The sequence below is a fragment of the Dictyoglomus sp. SSW genome (assembly GCF_055181335.1).
In genome coordinates, this window is sequence record NZ_CM143705.1 from 183,354 (window position 1) to 201,998 (window position 18,645).

Genomic DNA, 18,645 nt, shown 5'->3' on the forward strand with positions numbered 1-18,645 from the left:
AATTAATCTTCCCTAAAAGAATATCCAATTCCTCTTATGGTTTTTATATATTTACCTTTATCCCCCAATTTCTTTCTCAGATAATTTATGTATACCTCTACTAAATTTTTTCTCTCATCATCATAATCTCCCCATACATATGACAAAATCTTATCCTTAGAAAGAACCATCCCTGCATTTCTCATTAAAAAATAAAGAAGAGAGAATTCAGTTTTAGATAACACTATCTCTTTTCCATCAACTAAAGCTCTATACTCTGATGGGAAGATTGAAATACCATATTTTTCAATTACTTCTTCCTTCTTTTCCTTTCTTCTTGAGACAGCCTGAATTCTTGCTAAAAGCTCTTCTATACTAAAAGGTTTTACTACATAATCATCCGCCCCAAAATTAAAAGCTTCTACTTTATCCTTAACTTCGTGAAGAGCAGTAAGCATTATAATACCCATATCAGGATATTTATACCTCAATCTTTTTGCCACTTCTTTTCCAGATATTCCAGGTAGCATTATATCAAGAATTACCAAATCTGGCTTAAATTCTTCTGCTTCTATAAGGGCATCATAACCATCATAGACTACCTTTACCTCATATCCTTCATGGGTAAGCTCAAGATTTAACAGATTTGCTATTTTCTTATCATCTTCCACCACAAGAATACGCATAGTTTAAGTATATCACAAAAATCTGATATAATTTAAAATCATGGATATAAGTGTGATTATGCCAACATATAATAGAAAAAATCTATTGGAGATCATTCTTCCTCAAATTCTTAATCAAGATTTTGAAGGGGAATATGAGGTTATTATCTCTGATGATGGGTCTTCTGATAATACTAGTGAGCTGATTAATAACTTTCAAAAAATGTACCCTAACTTGAAATATATAAAGAGTAAGGAAAGAAAAGGACCAGCCCATGCAAGAAATATGGCACTTAATATCTCTCAAGGTAAGCTTATAGTATTTATAGATAGTGATATATACGTTAAGAAGGATTTTCTTAAAAATCACTATGATATCCAAAAAGAAAATAATTTTAATGTAATAGTACAAGGACCTGTGATAAACACATATAACTGGAAAGAACCATGGACAGAAAAATTCAAATTAAGGGATATTTCATCCGCCTTTTTCGCTACGGGAAATGTAAGTGTTTCAAAAGAGCTTCTATCCGTTACAGGATTTTTTGACGTAAATTTTTCCTTTTATGGTTGGGAAGATTTAGAATTAGGAATAAGACTTAAGAAACTGGGAGTAAAACTGGTAAAATCAGAAAAAGTTATTGTTTGGCATCTTAGTATTCCTCCTGATCTTACTAATTTACCATATCTACTAAATAAAGAGAGAGAAAGGGCAAGATCAGCTATTTATTTTTATAAAAAACATCCTACTTTAGAAGTTAAAATGATGATACAAATGGGAAGAATTTATAAAATAGGAAACTTTATTCAAAGATTCTTTGGATTAATAAATGAAAAGAATATAGAAAAGTGGTTTAATTTTGCAGAAAAGAAAGGATATCATACATTATCCCAGATTTTCCTTTCAGGAGTACTAAATAAGGCCTATTTAGATGAATTGGACAAAATTTCCTCATAAACTGCTCTTGTTCTTTTAGCCATTTTTGCAGAAGTAAATTCATTTATAAATTTTTCATATCCTTTTTGAGCTAACTCATTCCTCATATTTTCCTTCTCAATAAGAGTTACAATTGCATTAGAAAGAGCATTAATATTCTTAGGAGGTACCAAGATTCCATCGATACCATCACTTATAATCTCTGGTATCCCACCTACACTCGTTGCAATAACAGGTACTTTGACTGAAAAAGCCTCTAATATGACTAATCCAAAAGCCTCAAAAAGTGAAGGCAAAACAAATATTTGAAAATTCTTTATGTAATCTCTTGCCCCAGGCATCTTTCCTAAAAAGTATACTTTATCTCTAATATTTAACTTTTTAACTAAATTCTCTAATGATTTTCTCTCTTCCCCATCTCCTATTATTACTAACTTCACATTATTATATCTTTTCGCTACCTCATAGAAAGCATAAACTAAGTATTTAATACCTTTTGTCTTTGTTAATCGGGCAGTAGTTCCTATAATAAACCCATCCACCTTAATAGGTAAATTTTTCCCTTCAGTACTTTCTGCAATTCCATTGTGAATAACTACAACCTTATCCTTTGAAAGACCTTTTTTAATAAGATTTTCTTTATCATAATTAGATACACATATGACCCTATCAGCCAACCTACTAAAAAAGGCAGAAAGAGAATAATTTAGATAAAAAAATGTGGGTGGATAACCATGACAAGTAAATACAACAGGAATATCCGGAAATAACTTTTTAGCAATAAATATCAATTCATGTGCTCCATGTATATGAATCAAATGAGGCTTAAAATCATTAATTATTTTTCTAACCCTATCCTTATATTCTCTAATATTTAAAAAACCAAGATATGGAATTTCACTATAAGGTATATTGTTGCTATTTAATATGGTTATTCCTCCCCCTTGAGGAGCTGTTACTAAAAATTCATACTCATCCTTTAAAGCCTTAATAAGCTCTATTACATGGTTTTCTGTACCTGCAAGATTAAAGTATGGAAGAAGAAAAAGTACCCTTCTCATATAAACTTCTTAAAATAGCTCCAAAGAAGAAAAATATAATTCCAAGATGTAGTGACCACATAGTACCATCAAAAAACTGATGTCCCATATATGCTGTATACCCACTCAGAACAGCCAAAGAAAGGTAATCTTTATCTCTCAAATAAGCTTTTATTCCCCAGTAAAAAAATTGAAAAATGACTAAAGAAAAAGAAAGAAAACCCAATATACCAGTTTCAGCAAGAAGATTCAGGGGAAGATTATGAGCAAAAGACATATTTTCTTTTATAGCTTGAGGTAATCTATAATAAGGATACATCTTGCTAAAAGCAGAAAAGCCTACCCCAAAAATAGGATGATCTAAAAACATTTTCCAAGCAGATATCCATATATAAATTCTTTGTATTTTTGAACTTGAATATGGATCAACTCTTGTCAAGAAAAAGGAAAATAAATTGTCCTTTACTAAAATAGATTTTATAAGAAAAAATACTAAAATTAACAGTGCTATTATGCTCATATATAAGACCTTTCTTTTAACCTTTTTATCCCCTAAAATAAATATCAAGATCTCAGCTAAAATCAATCCCAAAATTGCTCCTTGTGACATACTAAGGATGAGTCCTACAATAAGTATAATTAAAGATATAAAATGCCACAATTTACCATTATCTGTTAAAATTTTCAATTGTACTAAGGGAATAGTAGTAGCTAAAACAGTACCTAAAGCATTTTTACCTAAAATAGGAGTTTCTGCATAATATCCCTTATTATGAAGAAATATATTTATTCCAGAAAAAGCAAGTAGAGTAGCACCAAAAATAAAGTAGTCTAATACTCTATCAATTAATGAGGGGGAGAGATTTTCCTTTATAAAGAATAAGTAAAATAAAACCAAAAATAGCAGTACTAAAAAATTTAATAATGAAAATTTCCTAAAAGTAGAAAATAAAGAAGATAGAAAAAAAGAGATGATAAAAAAAATTAAAATTGGATCTATGTTTTTAAAACTAAGCTCTCTGATTCTTAAAACACGAGAGAAAAAATATATGATAAATCCAATTGTCCCTCCACCTACTCCTAAAAAAAATCCCAATATATATAATATTTCTTCCATTCTCATGAAATAAATTATAACACAATTTTAGAAAATAGGGGGGATTTTTGTCCCCCCTTCATTTTTTATTTATAATGTTTATTCATCTCTTCATTCCAAGGTTGTGAGAGAAGAGTTTCAACAAGATTCTTCCCTTGTTCAAAACTTTGAGTTCTTGGGTCATCCATAACCATAAGAAGAAGACTCTTCCTATCTCCCTCACGAAAAGCTTGAAGTATTCTTTCCATTCTTAACCATCTTGGTATTAATACATAAAGCATCAAACGGGATGGAATTTTCTCAATCTTTTCTCTTTCAATTCCATTCTTATCTACATATACTGGTATCTCTACAATTACATCATCAGGGATTCCAGGAATAGCACCATTGTTTGGTACATTAATAACCAATCTTCTTCTGTTATTGTTTACTATAGCATCTACAAAAGGTATTATAGATTCCATACTTTCTTCCATCGGTAATTCTTTTACTACTGACACATTAGGATCTCTTGCCAATCTCTCCATTTGCTGCAATCTAAGCTTTAATCCATAAAGATACATGGTCCATCCTATCTCGGAATCTGGACCTCCTGCAGGATACCATTTTTTCTTCTCATTCAAGCTTGTATGGAACCACCAAGGTGAAACACTTCTTGGAGTATCTCCGATAGGGAATAAACCATAAAGTCTATACATCTCTACACTTGCAGGAGAAAATTGAGTATATTCCCAAGGAGATATCATATAATCATAAGAATTCCAAATCTTTGGAGCTTCTTCCTCTATCCATTTATCTATTAAGGGATAGGCATCTTGCCCTTTATACTTAAATTTCGTCAAAAAGATGCAATGATTAAACCCTGCTACTTGCTCTTCTATATCCTTAGGATCCAACCCCAAAGCTCTTACCAAATGGAAAAGCTCTAAATATCCATGACAGAAACCAACCACCTTAAGGCCAGATTCTCTTAAAGCTAAATTTGTACTTTCAAATACAGGATTAGAAACCTGCATATACCATGCATTAGGAGCCAACTTTTCTACATCCTTCACCAAATCTCTTACAAACCTTAGTTGTTCATAGGCAGCGAATCCCCCATAGTAATCACTTACTTTATCATCCACTCCCCTGTAATAACCTAAACTTTCAGCAATTTCTCTTTCCTTCTCCATATTATGATATCCACCTATTTTTACTGTATTTATTACAAAATCAGCTCCATCTAATGCTTTTTTTCTATCTGTGGTCTTTTCAAGTTTTAAATCAGTACCGGCCTCTTTTCTATACTTATCAGCTAAAGAATAAACAAGATCAAGCCTATCCTCATTAATATCCATAAAGGTTACTGTGCTTCCAGAAAGATCTTTGTAGTAATTAAGATCTTGAATAAGCTTCATAGAAAAGGCTACACTACCAGCACCAATAATAGCTATTTTTACCATAAAACTACCTCCTTAATTTAAATTTTTTAAGAAATATATTTATGACACATTACCCAACGATCATCTATAAGAATCTTTTTAGGCTCTTCTCTAAAACATATATCTCTTGCCTCATCACAACGATCTGAAAATTTACAACCAAGTTTAGAAAATTCTTTAACCTCTTGGACAGAAAGTTTTATATTACCTTCCCAACGTTTATCTATGTCCGGCTCTGGCACAGAGTCAATTAAGAGCTTGGTATAAGGATGTAGAGGTTTAAGCATAACCTTCTCTACAGGTCCTATTTCCACAATATTTCCTCTATACATAATGGCAATCCAATCACTAATATAATAGGCAGTAGTCAAATCATGGGTTATATATAATACCGAAACACCATATTTTTCCTTAAGTTCTTTGAACAGATTAACTATGGACATCCTTAAAGAAGCATCAACCATAGAAACTGGCTCATCCGCCACAAGCAAAGACGGAGTTGTTATAAGCGCTCTCGCAATAGAAACTCTTTGAAGCTGTCCTCCAGAAAGTTCATGAGGATATCTTTTTTCTATCTCTTTTAGATTCAAGCCTACTGCTTGTAAACTCATATCAACAATATCCATCGCTTCTTGCCTATTCTTAGCAAGACCAAAATTGATAGCTGTATTAAAAAGATAAGAATCTACTCTTTTTAAAGGATTAAAAGCTTCAAAAGGATTTTGAAATATGGGCTGTACTTCTTTCATAAATTTAAGTTTATTTTTTCTAGAACTTAAATCAGTTACTCTTTCCCCCTTATAATATATTTCTCCGGATGTTGGTTCAATTAAACCTAATATCATACGAGCTAAGGTGGTTTTTCCAGATCCTGTCTCCCCAGCAATAGTCAGTATTTCAGGCTTATTTAAAGGTAAATAAAAACTTTCTTTATTCACTGCTACTAATTTTACCCCTAAAAATCTTCCCCCAATTACAAATATCTTGGTTAAATCTTTAACGTATAACAAAAAATCTTGTTCCATCATGTTTTCTCAACCTCCTTGCTGTGAAGAAAACAGGCCACTTTATGTCCTTTCTCTATCTCTACTAAGTCTGGCACCATCTCTTTACATTCCCTCATTGCATAAGGGCAACGAGGATGAAATCTACAGCCAGATGGAGGATTTAAAAGAGACGGAGGAGCTCCTGGGACACTCTTTTTCAAGGTTTTATCGCCTATCCTAGGAAGGGATTCAATAAGATATTTAGTGTATGGATGTAGAGGATTCTTAAAAATATCTTTTGCGCTACCTATTTCCACCAACTTTCCTGCATACATAATAATTATTCTATCAGCCATATTAGCATGAACTCCCATATCATGAGTTACCATAATTATTGTATCTTTAAACTCCGACTGAATCCTTTTTAAAAGTTGGATTACTCCTCTTTGCACTACCACATCTAAGGCTGTAGTTGCTTCATCAGCTATAATCACCTTAGGTTTAAGTATAGTACTTAAAGCTATAGTAACTCTCTGTCGCATACCTCCTGAGAGTTGATGAGGAAATGAATTCAGAACTTCAAAAGGAAGACCCAAACTCTTTAAATGTTCTCCCACCATATCCCTAATTACATTATTATTTGTGATGTTAAGATGTAACTTTATTACATCTTCAAAAGTCTTTATGATTTTTCGTGTTGGATTTAGTACACTCATTGAACCTTGAGGCACATAGGAAAAGACCTTCCATTTTAATTCTTTTAAAACATTAATATCCTTTAATATATCTACTTCTCTACCACCATATTTATAATATATCCCACCTCCCATCACGCTTAAGGGAGGTTTAATAAGCCCAATAAGGGTTTTCAATAGAGTACTCTTACCACATCCAGACTCTCCAGCTATTCCCAAAATCTCATTCTCCATAACTTGAAAAGACACATTATCAACTGCCCTAACTTTTCTCTCAATACCATATAAGGAAGTAATATAATAAGCCTTTAAATTTTCCACTTTTAAAGCATACATTAGGCTTCTTGGCCTCCTTCTTTCATCCTCATTCTTTGAATTCTTGTTCGTGGATCAAGATAATTACTAATACTCACCGATAGAGTATAAAGAGCTATGAAAAGAAGTATAGCTAAAATTACAGGGGTAAAAATCCACCACCATATTCCTCTTAGAAGAGCTTGATATTGTAATGCCCAGTAAATAGTCGTCCCTATAGTAGGAGTTTCCAAACTTGAAAGTCCAAAAATAGCGAGGGTAGTTTCCATTCCAATTGCCCATAAAATTGTGTTTATAAAGTTAGCCATTACCCATGGTATAACAAAAGGAAGATGCTCTGTCATAATAATCTGAAAAGTACTCATTCCTGAGAAATTTGCTGTATATGTAAATTCTCTTTCTCTAAGACCTAATACAATAGCTCTTACCTGTCTTCCTCCCCAGGGCCAGGAGAATAAAGAAAGTATAAAGGCAATTAGAATAAGACTGATATGCTGTTTTATTATTGAGGATATAAGAATAAGAATAGGTAGACTGGGAATAACAATAAAACTATCATTTACAGACATTAGAAATCTATCAAGACTTCCACCTCTGTAACCAGAAAGAAGCCCCACAAAGGTACCAATTACAATTGATATTACTGCAGTAAGAGACCCAAGGATTACAGAATTTCTTATAGCATGTGTTAAATTCCAGAATATATCTTGTCCCATAGAATTTGTACCCAATAGATAACGAAAAGAGGGAGGCTGATTTTTAGGAACCACATTCCATAATTTTGGATCATAAGGAGAAACAAAAGAAAGTAAAGCTAAAAAAATTAACAAACATATAACTGTAAAACCAAAGGCAAACTTTTTATCACTCCTATATAAATCTCTTATCACCAATAACATAACTATATCTTTCCTCCTTATCTATAACGTACACGAGGATCAAAGAGAGGATATAATAAGTCAATTACAAGAGCTGCTGTGGCTATTCCTATAATAGAAAGTACAGCTATTCCCATAATTAAATTAAAATCACCGTTATTAATTGCCATATAAAGAAGTTGTCCTAATCCAGGATATGAGAAAACTGTCTCTGTAATCAAAGATCCACTAAAAATACCACCTATTTGTAAGGCTAAATTCGTTATCTGAGGAAGCAAACCATTCCTCATAACATATTGAAACAGTATCTTCCTTGATGGAATCCCCATTACTTCAGCATATGTTACAAAATCTTCAGCTACAATAGTGGATGTTAAAGATCTCATACTTAGGAACCACCAACCAATACCTATTAGGATAAGAGATAATGCTGGTAGAGTAGCATGCTTAATTACGTTAAATATAAATTCTAAAGATAAAGATGGTGTAAGACCTATGCTGTATCCTCCTACCATTGGAAAAATAGGAAAAATATAGGCAAAAAGAATTAAAAGTACCAAAGCCATTATATAATAGGGAATTGGATAAATTGACATGGCAATTATAGACATAAATTTTGACCATTTTTTATCAGCATAATATCCAGCTATTCCACCAAGAATATTACCTATTACCCATGAAAGGATAGCAACAACAACTAAAAGACCTGCAGTCCAAGGTAAAGAATTTGCAATTATAGAAATTACAGGTGTTGGAAATATTGATAAGGAAGGCCCAAAATCTCCCTTAAATAACCTTTTCCAAAAACCTAAATATTGTTCCCATATACTCCCCTTCAATCCATATAACTCCATCATAGTATCCTTCAATTTCTCTATTGCAGAAGGATCAAGATATTGAGCACCGTAAGATGTCATTCTATTAAGAACTGTTACTACAGGATCTAAAGGGGTAAATCTTGGAACTAAAAAAACCACAGTCACACCTATAAATATAACAATAAAATATTGAATCAATCTGGGAATTATATATCTTTTTAATAAATTCATTTTATAATTTTCTCCCTCCCTAAAACAGGGTTTCCCCCTCGTTTAGAGGGGGAAACCCCAAAATATATTCTTATTACTTTCTGCCAGTTGGCTTTATATGTGGTAAGATAAACTTAAATTGACCCCACCACCATACAGGTGCCATATAAGAATTGTCCGATGTTGGGAAGTTAGTCCAATAGTAATGATCCTGTGAATTAAATTTCAAATTGATTATAAAGACTGGTGCTGGCATTTCTTCTACATAAAGCTTCAATATATCACTTACTATAGCCTTTGCCTTTTGAGATTCTGGCTGTAATTTTACTAACTCATCAAGGAGTTTATCTAACTTAGCACTCTTCCACCTAATCTGGTTCCCTGAAGTAGCCACCTGCCCTGTTGGTTTATAGAATCTGGAATGATAACCTTGTACAAAGGTGTAGAAATCAGTTGCTGGTACTTCCCAGTAAGAACCAACCTCAAAGTCTCCAAGATTCCACTTATTCCAGAATGGTCCTGCCTCTACCGTCTCTACATTTACATCTATACCAAACTTTCTCCACTGATCAGCTACTGCAAAAGCAAGTCTTGTAGCATGTATTTCAAAATTAGCAGGAGCGGTAATAGTTATCTTCCAAGGAGTTCCATCTGGTAAGTACCATTTTCCTCCAACTTTCTTAAATCCATTCTTTACTAAGAGTTTTTCTGCCACATCTGGAGCATATTTCCACCAACCTATACCAAAGATTTCTCTTGGATTACCTGTTACTACATAACCTCTCTTCTTTGCATAATCTACAATTCTATCTGGCACTGTTGGATCCCAGGGTTTAAATCCATCTTCTAAAGTAAAATTCTTCAACCAATTTTCCATAGGTAAGTAGTACTCTTTTAATAGAGATTCTGTTGCACATATCCATAAAGGATTGACCCTTGCAATTCCATCAAATCCAGATGTTACTACATCAACTATATCTGTAGCTAATGTTAAAGCCCATCTTACATCTTTATTATTGAATGGTGGCTTTTCTAAATTCATAGCCATTATTCTTGCCCTTACATCATCCATCCAAGCCCATGGAAAATCTTTATACCATACCCTTGAATAGGGGTTGCTTTTTCTTAGAATCTCCCAAGATTCAGGAGTTAAGTCAAATATTAAATCTAATTGATGTTGAGCTTGTGCCATTACCTTCTTTTCATCAGGACCATAGTAAATAAAAAGTACATATTTGGGCTGAGGCATACCATATATCTGGCCTACACTTGTCCTTCTCCAATCAACTCTTCTTTCAAATAACCACCAATATCCTTGAGGATCATATTGCTTCAAAACATAGGGTCCTAAAGAAACAGGTGGGTTAAATTCAAACTTTAAAGGATCTGCTACTTTTTCAAACACATGTTTAGGCATAATATAACAGGTAGCATAGACAATAGAGGTAAAGAGATAATGAAAAGCCGGTACTGACTCTTTTAGTTCAAACACTACAGTGTAGTTATCTTTCTTATAGACCTTAGATACATATCTATTTAAAGCATCACTATAAGACATTCCAGGATGTTTCATAAGATAATCTACAGTAAATACAACGTCATCAGCAGTGAAAGGCTTTCCATCACTCCAATATATTCCTTTTCTCAACTTAACTGTCATTTTTCTAAAATTATTTTCATATACTGGTTCAGATTGAGCTAAAGCATTGATTACTTTACCTGTTTGTGAATCTAAGTACCAAAGACCATCAAATAACATCTGTTGAGCCCCATTACCTACTGATACTCCTGGTTTCCAGAAATTAAAATCTTTTGGATTAGCTAATCTTCCATGTAGTGCATCCACTATAAGTGTTTCATGACGAGGAACCTTAGGAAGTACTTGAGAAAATGTAACAGTTTGACCTACTAGGGAAAGCATCAGAATGAATAATATTATAATTGAAAACTTTTTCATTTAATCTTATCCCCCTTTCCAAATATTTTTTAAAAACAGAACCCTCAGAACCATAGCTTTAAACCCTAATTACCCTTTCATCACCTCCCTAATTTAATTAATTTTTATTTGTGTAAGCGCTTTTACAGAATGATAAATATCATAAAATAAAAAATAAGTCAAGGGGTATATAAAAAATTAGAATTAAAAATATCTTCAATTTAAATTTTAAGACGTCAATCTAATAATAAGCTCTAAAGGAAGCTCTAAATGGGTAAAAGAAGTTTCAATTCCCAATAATAAATCAAGGAGTATTTTTGCTCCTACTTCTCCCATTTCAGTCATTGGTTGTTTTACTGTGGAAAGACCTAAATATCTGGCATCTGATATGTCGTCAAAACCAATTATAGCTACATCTTCAGGTACCTTTATTCCTTCCTCTAAAAGTGCTCTCATCAACCCTATGGCTTGAGTATCTGACGCACAGAAAACAGCATCAAAGGGAATTCCTCGACTAATTAAAGTCTTACCTGCTCTATATCCTTTCTCCAAGGAAAAACCAGTTTGAATATGGAGTAGAGGATTAAAAGGAATCCCAGCCTCCTTTAATGCTTCTAATAAGCCTTCATATCTCCTATAACTTGCCATAAACCCTAAAGGATCATTTATCACACCACTAACAAAGGCTATATTTCTTCTACCTGTAGCAATAAGATATCTTACAGCCATATAAGCTCCCTTTTTATTATCAACATATACACTGGAAAACTCAGGATGAAAACTATCAATAAGTACTACAGGCTTTTGAGCATTTTTTAAGATCTTAGCCTCATCCTTTTTAATATCAAAGGAAACTACAATTAGACCATCACATCTATTAAAAAGCTCAGGAGAAAAAATTTTCTCTCTATCTTCTATCCTCTCAATATTATATAGATGAATAGAATAATCGGTTTTAGATATCACATTATTTATACCCCTTAAAACCTCTACAAAGAAATCCCTTGTGAAAAAAGGAACTACAATAGAAATAACATTGGTTTTTAAAGACTTTTTTGCCAAACTTCTTGCCACCACATTAGGAGAATATCCTAATTTTTTTATTGCCTCTAATACCTTCTTTTTTGTCTCTTCATTTACTCTTGGAGAATTATTAAGTACTCTTGATACTGTTGCTATACTAACTCCAGCCTCTTTTGCCACATCTTTTATTGTTACCATTAATACACTCCCCTTTCTATTCATTGCCTTTTCTATTTATATCTAAATATTTATTTTACCAAATATTATATATTTGTAAACGTTTTCTTAGATAAAAATAAAATTGACATATTGTTTTTCATAGACTTAAAATCTAAAACATGAGAGTTTTATTTATTAGTAATGGCTATGGAGAAGATTACGTAGCAGTCAATATTATAAAAGAGTTAAGAGAAATAGATAGTTCAATAGAAATAGAAGCCCTGCCAATTGTAGGGGAAGGATTTTTATATAAAAAAAATCAAATACCTCTTTTAGGACCTCATAAAAAATTACCATCAGGTGGATTTATAACTAATCTAAGAATTTTATATAAAGATTTAAAAGAAGGATTATTGAATCTTCATCGGAAACAGTGGGGAGAAATTAAAAAGTGGTCTAAAAAAAATGGATATATAATAGCAGTAGGCGATATTATACCCCTCTTTTTAGCAAGATTATCCCACCAAAAATTTTTCTTCGTAAGCATTCAAAAATCAGTATATTACACATTAAAAGATGATAAAAAGGTAAATATACAAAAACTTTCCAAGAATAAAGCAATGGAAATTGCTATAAGAACTTACCTGTTGGAATATTTTCTTATGAAATCAGAAAATCTTTTAAAAGTTTTTCCACGTGATCTTCTCTCTCACTTAATTCTGGAAAAAACAGGAATAAACTCCGAATACTTAGGAAATCCTATGATGGATGGCTTAGAACCTGAAAACAAAATACCCATTAACAATTTTTACAATTACATAAAAATTCTGATTCTACCAGGATCTAAAATACCAGAAGCTTATTATAATTTTCAGCTCCTTACTGAGGGTATATTACATCTTTTGAGATCAAGATTAGAGGAAAAATTTCTTTTTCTTACTGCTATATCTCCTAATATTCCCATAAAGGAATTAGAAAACATTTTGTTTTCCAAAAATTTTAAAAAGTATATAGAAACAAAAGATTATATACTTTTCAAAAATAACAGTCATGCACTAATTCTTACCCATGCCTTCTCTGATTGTATTCATCATGCACAGATAGGACTTTGCATGGCAGGAACAGCAACAGAACAGTTTGTAGGTCTTGGTAAACCAGCCATTGCCATATTTGGTAAAGGGCCTCAATTTACTAAAAAGTTTGCTCTTTTACAGAAGAGACTCTTAGGTGATTCTCTTTTTTTAGCCAAAAATGCAGAAGAAATTCCTAAAATATTCTCCATGATACACAATAACAATGAACTTTTAGAGAAGATATCCATAAATGGAAGGAAAAGAATGGGGGAAAAAGGAGCTTCCAAAAGGATAGCAGAAAAGATTTATCAAATTATTAAAGTTTAAAGGGGGAGGAAAATGGAAGAGATAAAAAAGAATTTTAAAAATCCTGAAAAAATATATAGGGCGATACCTTTTTGGTCATGGAATGATAAGCTTAATGCTCAAGAACTAACAAACCAAATAAAAGATTTTAAAGAAAAAGGTATTGGTGGGTTCTTCATGCACTCAAGGGTAGGTTTAGAGACTGAATATATGGGAGAAGAATGGTTAGATTTAGTAGAAGAAGTGGTAAAAAATTCCAGGGTAATAGATATAGATCCATGGCTTTATGATGAAGATAGATGGCCTTCTGGCTTTGCAGGAGGTAAGGTCGCAGAAAAAATTGGAGACGAAGGAAGGGCTAAAATTCTTACTTTAAAAATATTGAAAGATGCAAAAGAACTTAATGGAAAAGAATTGACTATTTACAAAGGGAAAATAGAAAGTGAAAAAATAAATAGTATAGAAAGAGTAAATAATATCGAGAATTTAAGACTTTATAAAGATGAAAACATTTTAGCATTATATAGGATCGTTGCTGGAAAATCTGATTGGTATAATGGTGATGCACCACCAGATAATCTAAATCCTAAAAGTGTGAAAACATTTATACAAGTTACCCATGAGATATATTACGAAAGACTAAAGGAAGATTTTGGAAAACAAGTTAAGGGTATATTTACCGATGAACCCAATATATCTCCTTTTCTCTGGGGAGGAAATTTAGAATATTATGCATTACCTTGGACTGATATATTTCCTGAATATTTTAAAGAAAAAAGAGGATATGACTTTTTTGATATAGCTCCCTTTGTATTCTTTTCAGGAGAAAAGTCCATAAAGGCAAGATATGACTATTGGAGAACCATTTCAGAGCTTTTCTTAGAAAGTTACACTAAAAATATCTATAATTGGTGTAAAGAGCATAATATATTATTTACTGGGCATTATTTAGAAGAAGATAACTTCCCTCATGTAATATTATGTAGTGGATCTATAATGCCTCATTACGAATACATGGATATTCCAGGAATAGATATATTAACCGAGGTAAGATATGAATACCTTACAGCAAAACAAGCAACCAGCGTGGCAAATCAATTAGGAAAAAGTAGAGTTATTTCCGAAACTTATGGATGTACTGGATGGGAATTTACCTTTGAAGGACAAAAACATGTGGCAGACTGGCAATATGCCCTTGGAGTAAATATGAGATGCCAACATCTTTTTTTGTATTCTCTTAGAGGTTGTAGAAAAAGAGACTATCCACCCTCTTTCAATCACAACCCTTCTTGGAAGTATCATCCTCTCATAGAAGATTATTTTGCAAGACTTTCCTATATTCTAACCTTAGGTAAACCTGTAAGGGATATTCTTCTTATCCACCCTATTGAAAGTAGTTGGTGTGAATTTAATGGAAGAGATAAATCTGTACCCCAAGAAAGAGGAGAAGAATTTAAAGAGATTATAAATGCCCTTTTAGGAATTCATTATGATTTTGATTTGGGAGATGAAAAGATTATTGAAAAATATGGGAAAATAGATAAGGAAAGAAAAGAGTTTATAGTAGGAGAAGCCAAATATATATTAGTAATAGTGCCACCAGTAATTACCCTAAGAAAAAGTACCCTTTCCTTACTTTTAGAATTTCTAAATAATGATGGGAAAGTAATTATTATGGAGCCATTACCAGAATATGTGGAAGGAGAAAAAGGGAAAGAAGAATTGAAAAAACTTTTTGATCATCCAAATGTAATAAGAGTAAAGGGAAGAAAAGAACTTGCAGAAAATATTAAAAATATAATTCCAAGAAGAATATCCATAAGAGATGTGGTAGGACAAGAAGTAGAACAGTTTCTATATATGGAGAGAAATTATGATGGTAAAAAGATTTTCTTTATAGTAAATAATGATAGGGAAAGATCCTATAATGTGGATCTATACTTAGAGGGAAAAGGAAGAATAGAAGAATGGGATCTTCTTACAGGAGAGATAAAAGATGTATTTTCAATAGAAACTGAAGGATATCAACATATTCGTACTACTTTTGCTCCCTCAGAATCCAAATTATACATACTATATAAAGGAGAATACAAGAAAATAGAAAGGCCAAAGAAAATAAAAAGGACCATCTTTTTAGAACCTACCTTTGAGGTTAAAAGATTAGACCCTAATGTACTCACTATAGATACTGCTCAATTTAAATTAGATGGAGAATGGTCTGAAGAGACACCTATCTGGATTATTCAGAGAAAAATTAGAGATACCCTTGGAATGATTAACATCGATCTGAATAGTGGAATTCAAAGATGGAAATGGGTTAATATACCTCATCCTAAGGATAATACTAAGATTGAATTAAAAATGAGATTTAATATAAAAGATCTGCCAGAAAAAGACTTATATCTTTTAACAGAAAATATAAAGGAAATGATCAGCTTAAAGCTAAATAATAAAGAGATACCTATAATAGATGAAGGATGGTTTATAGATAGATCTTTAAGAAAGATTCCATTAAAGGAATTTAAGATAGGAGAAAATATTATAGAGATACTCTTGAACTATAGAAATTCAACAGAGCTTGAAGATTTCTATATTATAGGTGATTTTGCTGTAAATATAGATAGAGAAATAATTAAAGAAAATAATAGAATTACATTAGGAGATTGGGTTTTTCAAGGATATCCCCACTATGCAGGAAGCCTTATATACAAACAGATATTCCCTTTCCATAAAGATCCTAACGAAAAATATCTACTAACTATTGAGGATTTTTCTGCAGGAGTTATTAAAGTAAATCTAAATGGAGAAACAGTAGGATTTATCCCATGGAGATTTTACAAATTAGATATCACTGATTACTTACAAGACAGTAATAATTTATTAGAATTAGAAGTAGTAGGTAGCCTAAGGAATATGCTTGGTCCTCTTCATAATAGAGCAAAGAAAATCCACTTTGTAAGTGCTCTCTCTTTTAGACCAGAGGGTGAGGAATATACAAAGTCATACGTATTCCATTCTTATGGATTATTTTCACCAGTAAAAATAGAGGTGATAGGTTAATATTCCTTTCTTTCGTCCCAACTTTTATAGCTACCACATAGCCAATTAAGAGTTAAAAACCTCTCAAGAATAATTCCTGAGAGGAAGAGATAATCTTCACCAGTAATACGATAAAAGGGCTTTCCTTGTACTGGAAAATCATCTTCTATAGTATAAGAGATAGCACCAGAAGAAAGAGCTTTTTCTACCAATAACTTTACAGCATCTTTATATGATTTTCCTTCTTCTAATTTATAATTTTCCTTTTCCATTCTCCCAAGCTTCCACCTAAAATACCATATCTCAGCTATATCTCTTTCCTTAATTAGCTCTTTAAATGGTCTTAATTTAACTTTTCCTAAAAATTCATCTCTACTTTTTAATACTGGAATCACATCTATCACATCACTTAATCTAAAACCTATATCATAAGGGGGAAGTTTATCAATAAGAGATAAAGCCCAGAAAAGTACACCTAAGGATTCCAGATAGGTAAAGGAAAGTAAGGTTTCATTCTCATCCCATTTTCCTATATCTTTTCCAAGAAGTATTCTTTCTTGTTCTGTAAAAAAATTTTTTAAATTTTCCTCTTCAATCCATTTATATACTTCTTGGAAAAAATTACTTTCAATATTGAAAATTTCTTTATCAGGGGAAGAAAGATAAATTGCCTCTGCCTGTGACCTCAGAAACAAAACAGAAAGACAAAGAGCTCTATTTATAACCTCTCTTTCAGTAGGTGGATTTAAGTAAATCTCTTCTTCCACTTTTTACACCTTATAAGTCACAAAAAATATAAAGGCATAAAAAAAGGTAACAAAAGTTAAAATTAAGCTAAGTAATAATATAATTTCTCCAAACTTCTCTTTTATTTTCCTCATTTCTATCCTCTCCTTTACATTTCATTAGAGTATATTATAATAAATAAAGGTTGCAAATTAAAAGAGGAGGGAAAGGTGATTCATTCTCTAGATTTACCTCAAAGAATAATTTATGGGATTGGTTCAATAGAATTTCTTGGCACAGAGCTTAAAAAAATTGGAGAAAAATTCCTACTTCTTACCGGAGAGCACTCTCTTAAAAAAAGTGGAGTCTTAGATAAGATTTTAGAAGATATTAAAAAGCATAAGTTAAACGTAATCCTTATTACAGGAATTCCCCCAGAACCATCTTTAGAAATTGTACATCAACTCTGCGATAATATTGTAGGTAACAACTTTGATGGAATTATTGGAATTGGTGGTGGTAGTGTAATGGACATGGCTAAAATCATCGCTTTCAGAATAAAAACAAAAGCTAATCTTTTAGAATATAAGGGCAAGGAAATAGAAGAAGCACTTCCTATTATATCAGTACCTACCACAGCTGGAACAGGTAGTGAAGCTACAAGATTCGCAGTAATTACCGATAAAGAGAAAAAGGATAAATTTATTCTCATGGGAAAAGCTTTAATTCCTACTCTTTCTATAATAGATCCTGAACTTACCTTTACCATGTCTCCTCTCGTAACTGCCTCTACAGGAATAGATGCCTTTTCTCATGCCCTTGAATCTTATCTTTCCAGAAACTCTTCTTGCATGGTAGAATGCTATTCAAGATCAGCTTTGGTGGATATATATAATTTTTTACCGAAATCAGTTCTTGAAAATTCCACATATGCCAAGGAAAGAATGGCTTATGCTGCCTTTTGGGCCGGTATTGCCATAAACAATACAAAAACCACTTTAGTACATGCTATGTCAAGACCCCTGGGAGGAATCTATAATATACCCCATGGAATAGCAAATGGAATTTTACTTCCTCCTTATTTAAGATTTAATGCCCCTTTTATTCATGATGAAAAATTAAAGTTTCTAAAGAACCTTTTTAATGGAGATCCTGCTGAAAAAATGGAAGACTTTCTTAAAACTCTCAATCTACCAACCAGAATTAATCAAGTTACCTCTCAACCTCTTGATTTAGACCTTCTTGTAAAGAGGACATTAGAAGCAAAATTTAATGTAGAAAACAATCTTAGGCCTGTTAGGGAGGAAGATATATATTATCTTTTCCAAGAAGTAATGTAG

Annotated in this window: 15 protein-coding genes; 4 read left to right on the forward strand and 11 right to left on the reverse strand. The window is 32.2% G+C overall.

What is annotated here, in order from left to right; all coding sequences use genetic code 11:
- Positions 1-2 precede the first annotated feature (2 nt).
- On the reverse strand, positions 3-665 hold the full coding sequence (locus tag ACY3JM_RS00860) for a response regulator transcription factor (RefSeq protein WP_463111464.1): 663 nt from the start codon (positions 663-665) through the stop codon (positions 3-5).
- Between the two features lie 40 nt (positions 666-705).
- Between ACY3JM_RS00860 and ACY3JM_RS00865 the strand changes: the two genes are divergently transcribed.
- Positions 706-1,602 carry a glycosyltransferase family 2 protein gene (locus ACY3JM_RS00865; RefSeq protein ID WP_463082917.1) on the forward strand — a complete coding sequence of 299 codons (897 nt, stop codon included), beginning with the start codon at positions 706-708 and terminating at the stop codon, positions 1,600-1,602.
- Here the strand turns inward: ACY3JM_RS00865 and ACY3JM_RS00870 are convergent.
- The 9 genes from ACY3JM_RS00870 to ACY3JM_RS00910 form a co-directional block, all read right to left on the reverse strand.
- Entirely contained in the window at positions 1,569-2,642 is a 1,074-nt protein-coding gene (locus ACY3JM_RS00870) for a glycosyltransferase family 4 protein (RefSeq protein ID WP_463111465.1), read from the reverse strand. The genes ACY3JM_RS00865 and ACY3JM_RS00870 overlap by 34 nt on opposite strands.
- Positions 2,608-3,738: an O-antigen ligase family protein gene (locus ACY3JM_RS00875; RefSeq protein WP_463082919.1), complete on the reverse strand. Its 1,131-nt coding sequence runs from the start codon at positions 3,736-3,738 to the stop codon at positions 2,608-2,610. The genes ACY3JM_RS00870 and ACY3JM_RS00875 overlap by 35 nt, the downstream gene beginning before the upstream one ends.
- 65 nt (positions 3,739-3,803) lie before the next feature.
- Positions 3,804-5,162 (reverse strand): alpha-glucosidase/alpha-galactosidase, encoded by a 1,359-nt coding sequence (locus ACY3JM_RS00880; RefSeq protein WP_463082920.1) that lies wholly within the window; start codon positions 5,160-5,162, stop codon positions 3,804-3,806.
- A 26-nt stretch (positions 5,163-5,188) separates the two neighbouring features.
- Positions 5,189-6,169, reverse strand: a complete 981-nt coding sequence (locus ACY3JM_RS00885; protein WP_463082921.1) for an ABC transporter ATP-binding protein — start codon at positions 6,167-6,169, stop codon at positions 5,189-5,191.
- Complete coding sequence (locus tag ACY3JM_RS00890) at positions 6,166-7,158, reverse strand: ABC transporter ATP-binding protein (RefSeq protein ID WP_463082922.1); 993 nt, start codon at positions 7,156-7,158, stop codon at positions 6,166-6,168. Before ACY3JM_RS00890 ends, ACY3JM_RS00885 begins: the two co-directional genes overlap by 4 nt.
- Positions 7,158-8,036: an ABC transporter permease gene (locus ACY3JM_RS00895; protein ID WP_463082923.1), complete on the reverse strand. Its 879-nt coding sequence runs from the start codon at positions 8,034-8,036 to the stop codon at positions 7,158-7,160. The genes ACY3JM_RS00890 and ACY3JM_RS00895 overlap by 1 nt, the downstream gene beginning before the upstream one ends.
- 17 nt (positions 8,037-8,053) lie before the next feature.
- Entirely contained in the window at positions 8,054-9,064 is a 1,011-nt protein-coding gene (locus tag ACY3JM_RS00900) for an ABC transporter permease (protein ID WP_463082924.1), read from the reverse strand.
- A gap of 73 nt (positions 9,065-9,137) precedes the next feature.
- Positions 9,138-11,000 (reverse strand): ABC transporter substrate-binding protein, encoded by a 1,863-nt coding sequence (locus ACY3JM_RS00905; protein ID WP_463111466.1) that lies wholly within the window; start codon positions 10,998-11,000, stop codon positions 9,138-9,140.
- A gap of 207 nt (positions 11,001-11,207) precedes the next feature.
- Positions 11,208-12,200, reverse strand: a complete 993-nt coding sequence (locus ACY3JM_RS00910) for a LacI family DNA-binding transcriptional regulator (protein ID WP_463111467.1) — start codon at positions 12,198-12,200, stop codon at positions 11,208-11,210.
- A 140-nt stretch (positions 12,201-12,340) separates the two neighbouring features.
- Between ACY3JM_RS00910 and ACY3JM_RS00915 the strand changes: the two genes are divergently transcribed.
- Complete coding sequence (locus ACY3JM_RS00915) at positions 12,341-13,561, forward strand: lipid-A-disaccharide synthase-related protein (protein WP_463082927.1); 1,221 nt, start codon at positions 12,341-12,343, stop codon at positions 13,559-13,561.
- Between the two features lie 12 nt (positions 13,562-13,573).
- Entirely contained in the window at positions 13,574-16,600 is a 3,027-nt protein-coding gene (locus tag ACY3JM_RS00920) for a glycosyl hydrolase (RefSeq protein WP_463111468.1), read from the forward strand.
- Here ACY3JM_RS00920 and ACY3JM_RS00925 read toward each other — a convergent pair.
- A complete protein-coding gene (locus tag ACY3JM_RS00925; protein WP_463082929.1) occupies positions 16,597-17,346 on the reverse strand; it encodes a DUF4272 domain-containing protein in 750 nt (249 codons plus the stop codon). The genes ACY3JM_RS00920 and ACY3JM_RS00925 overlap by 4 nt on opposite strands.
- A 189-nt stretch (positions 17,347-17,535) precedes the next feature.
- Between ACY3JM_RS00925 and ACY3JM_RS00930 the strand changes: the two genes are divergently transcribed.
- Entirely contained in the window at positions 17,536-18,645 is a 1,110-nt protein-coding gene (locus tag ACY3JM_RS00930) for an iron-containing alcohol dehydrogenase family protein (protein WP_463082930.1), read from the forward strand.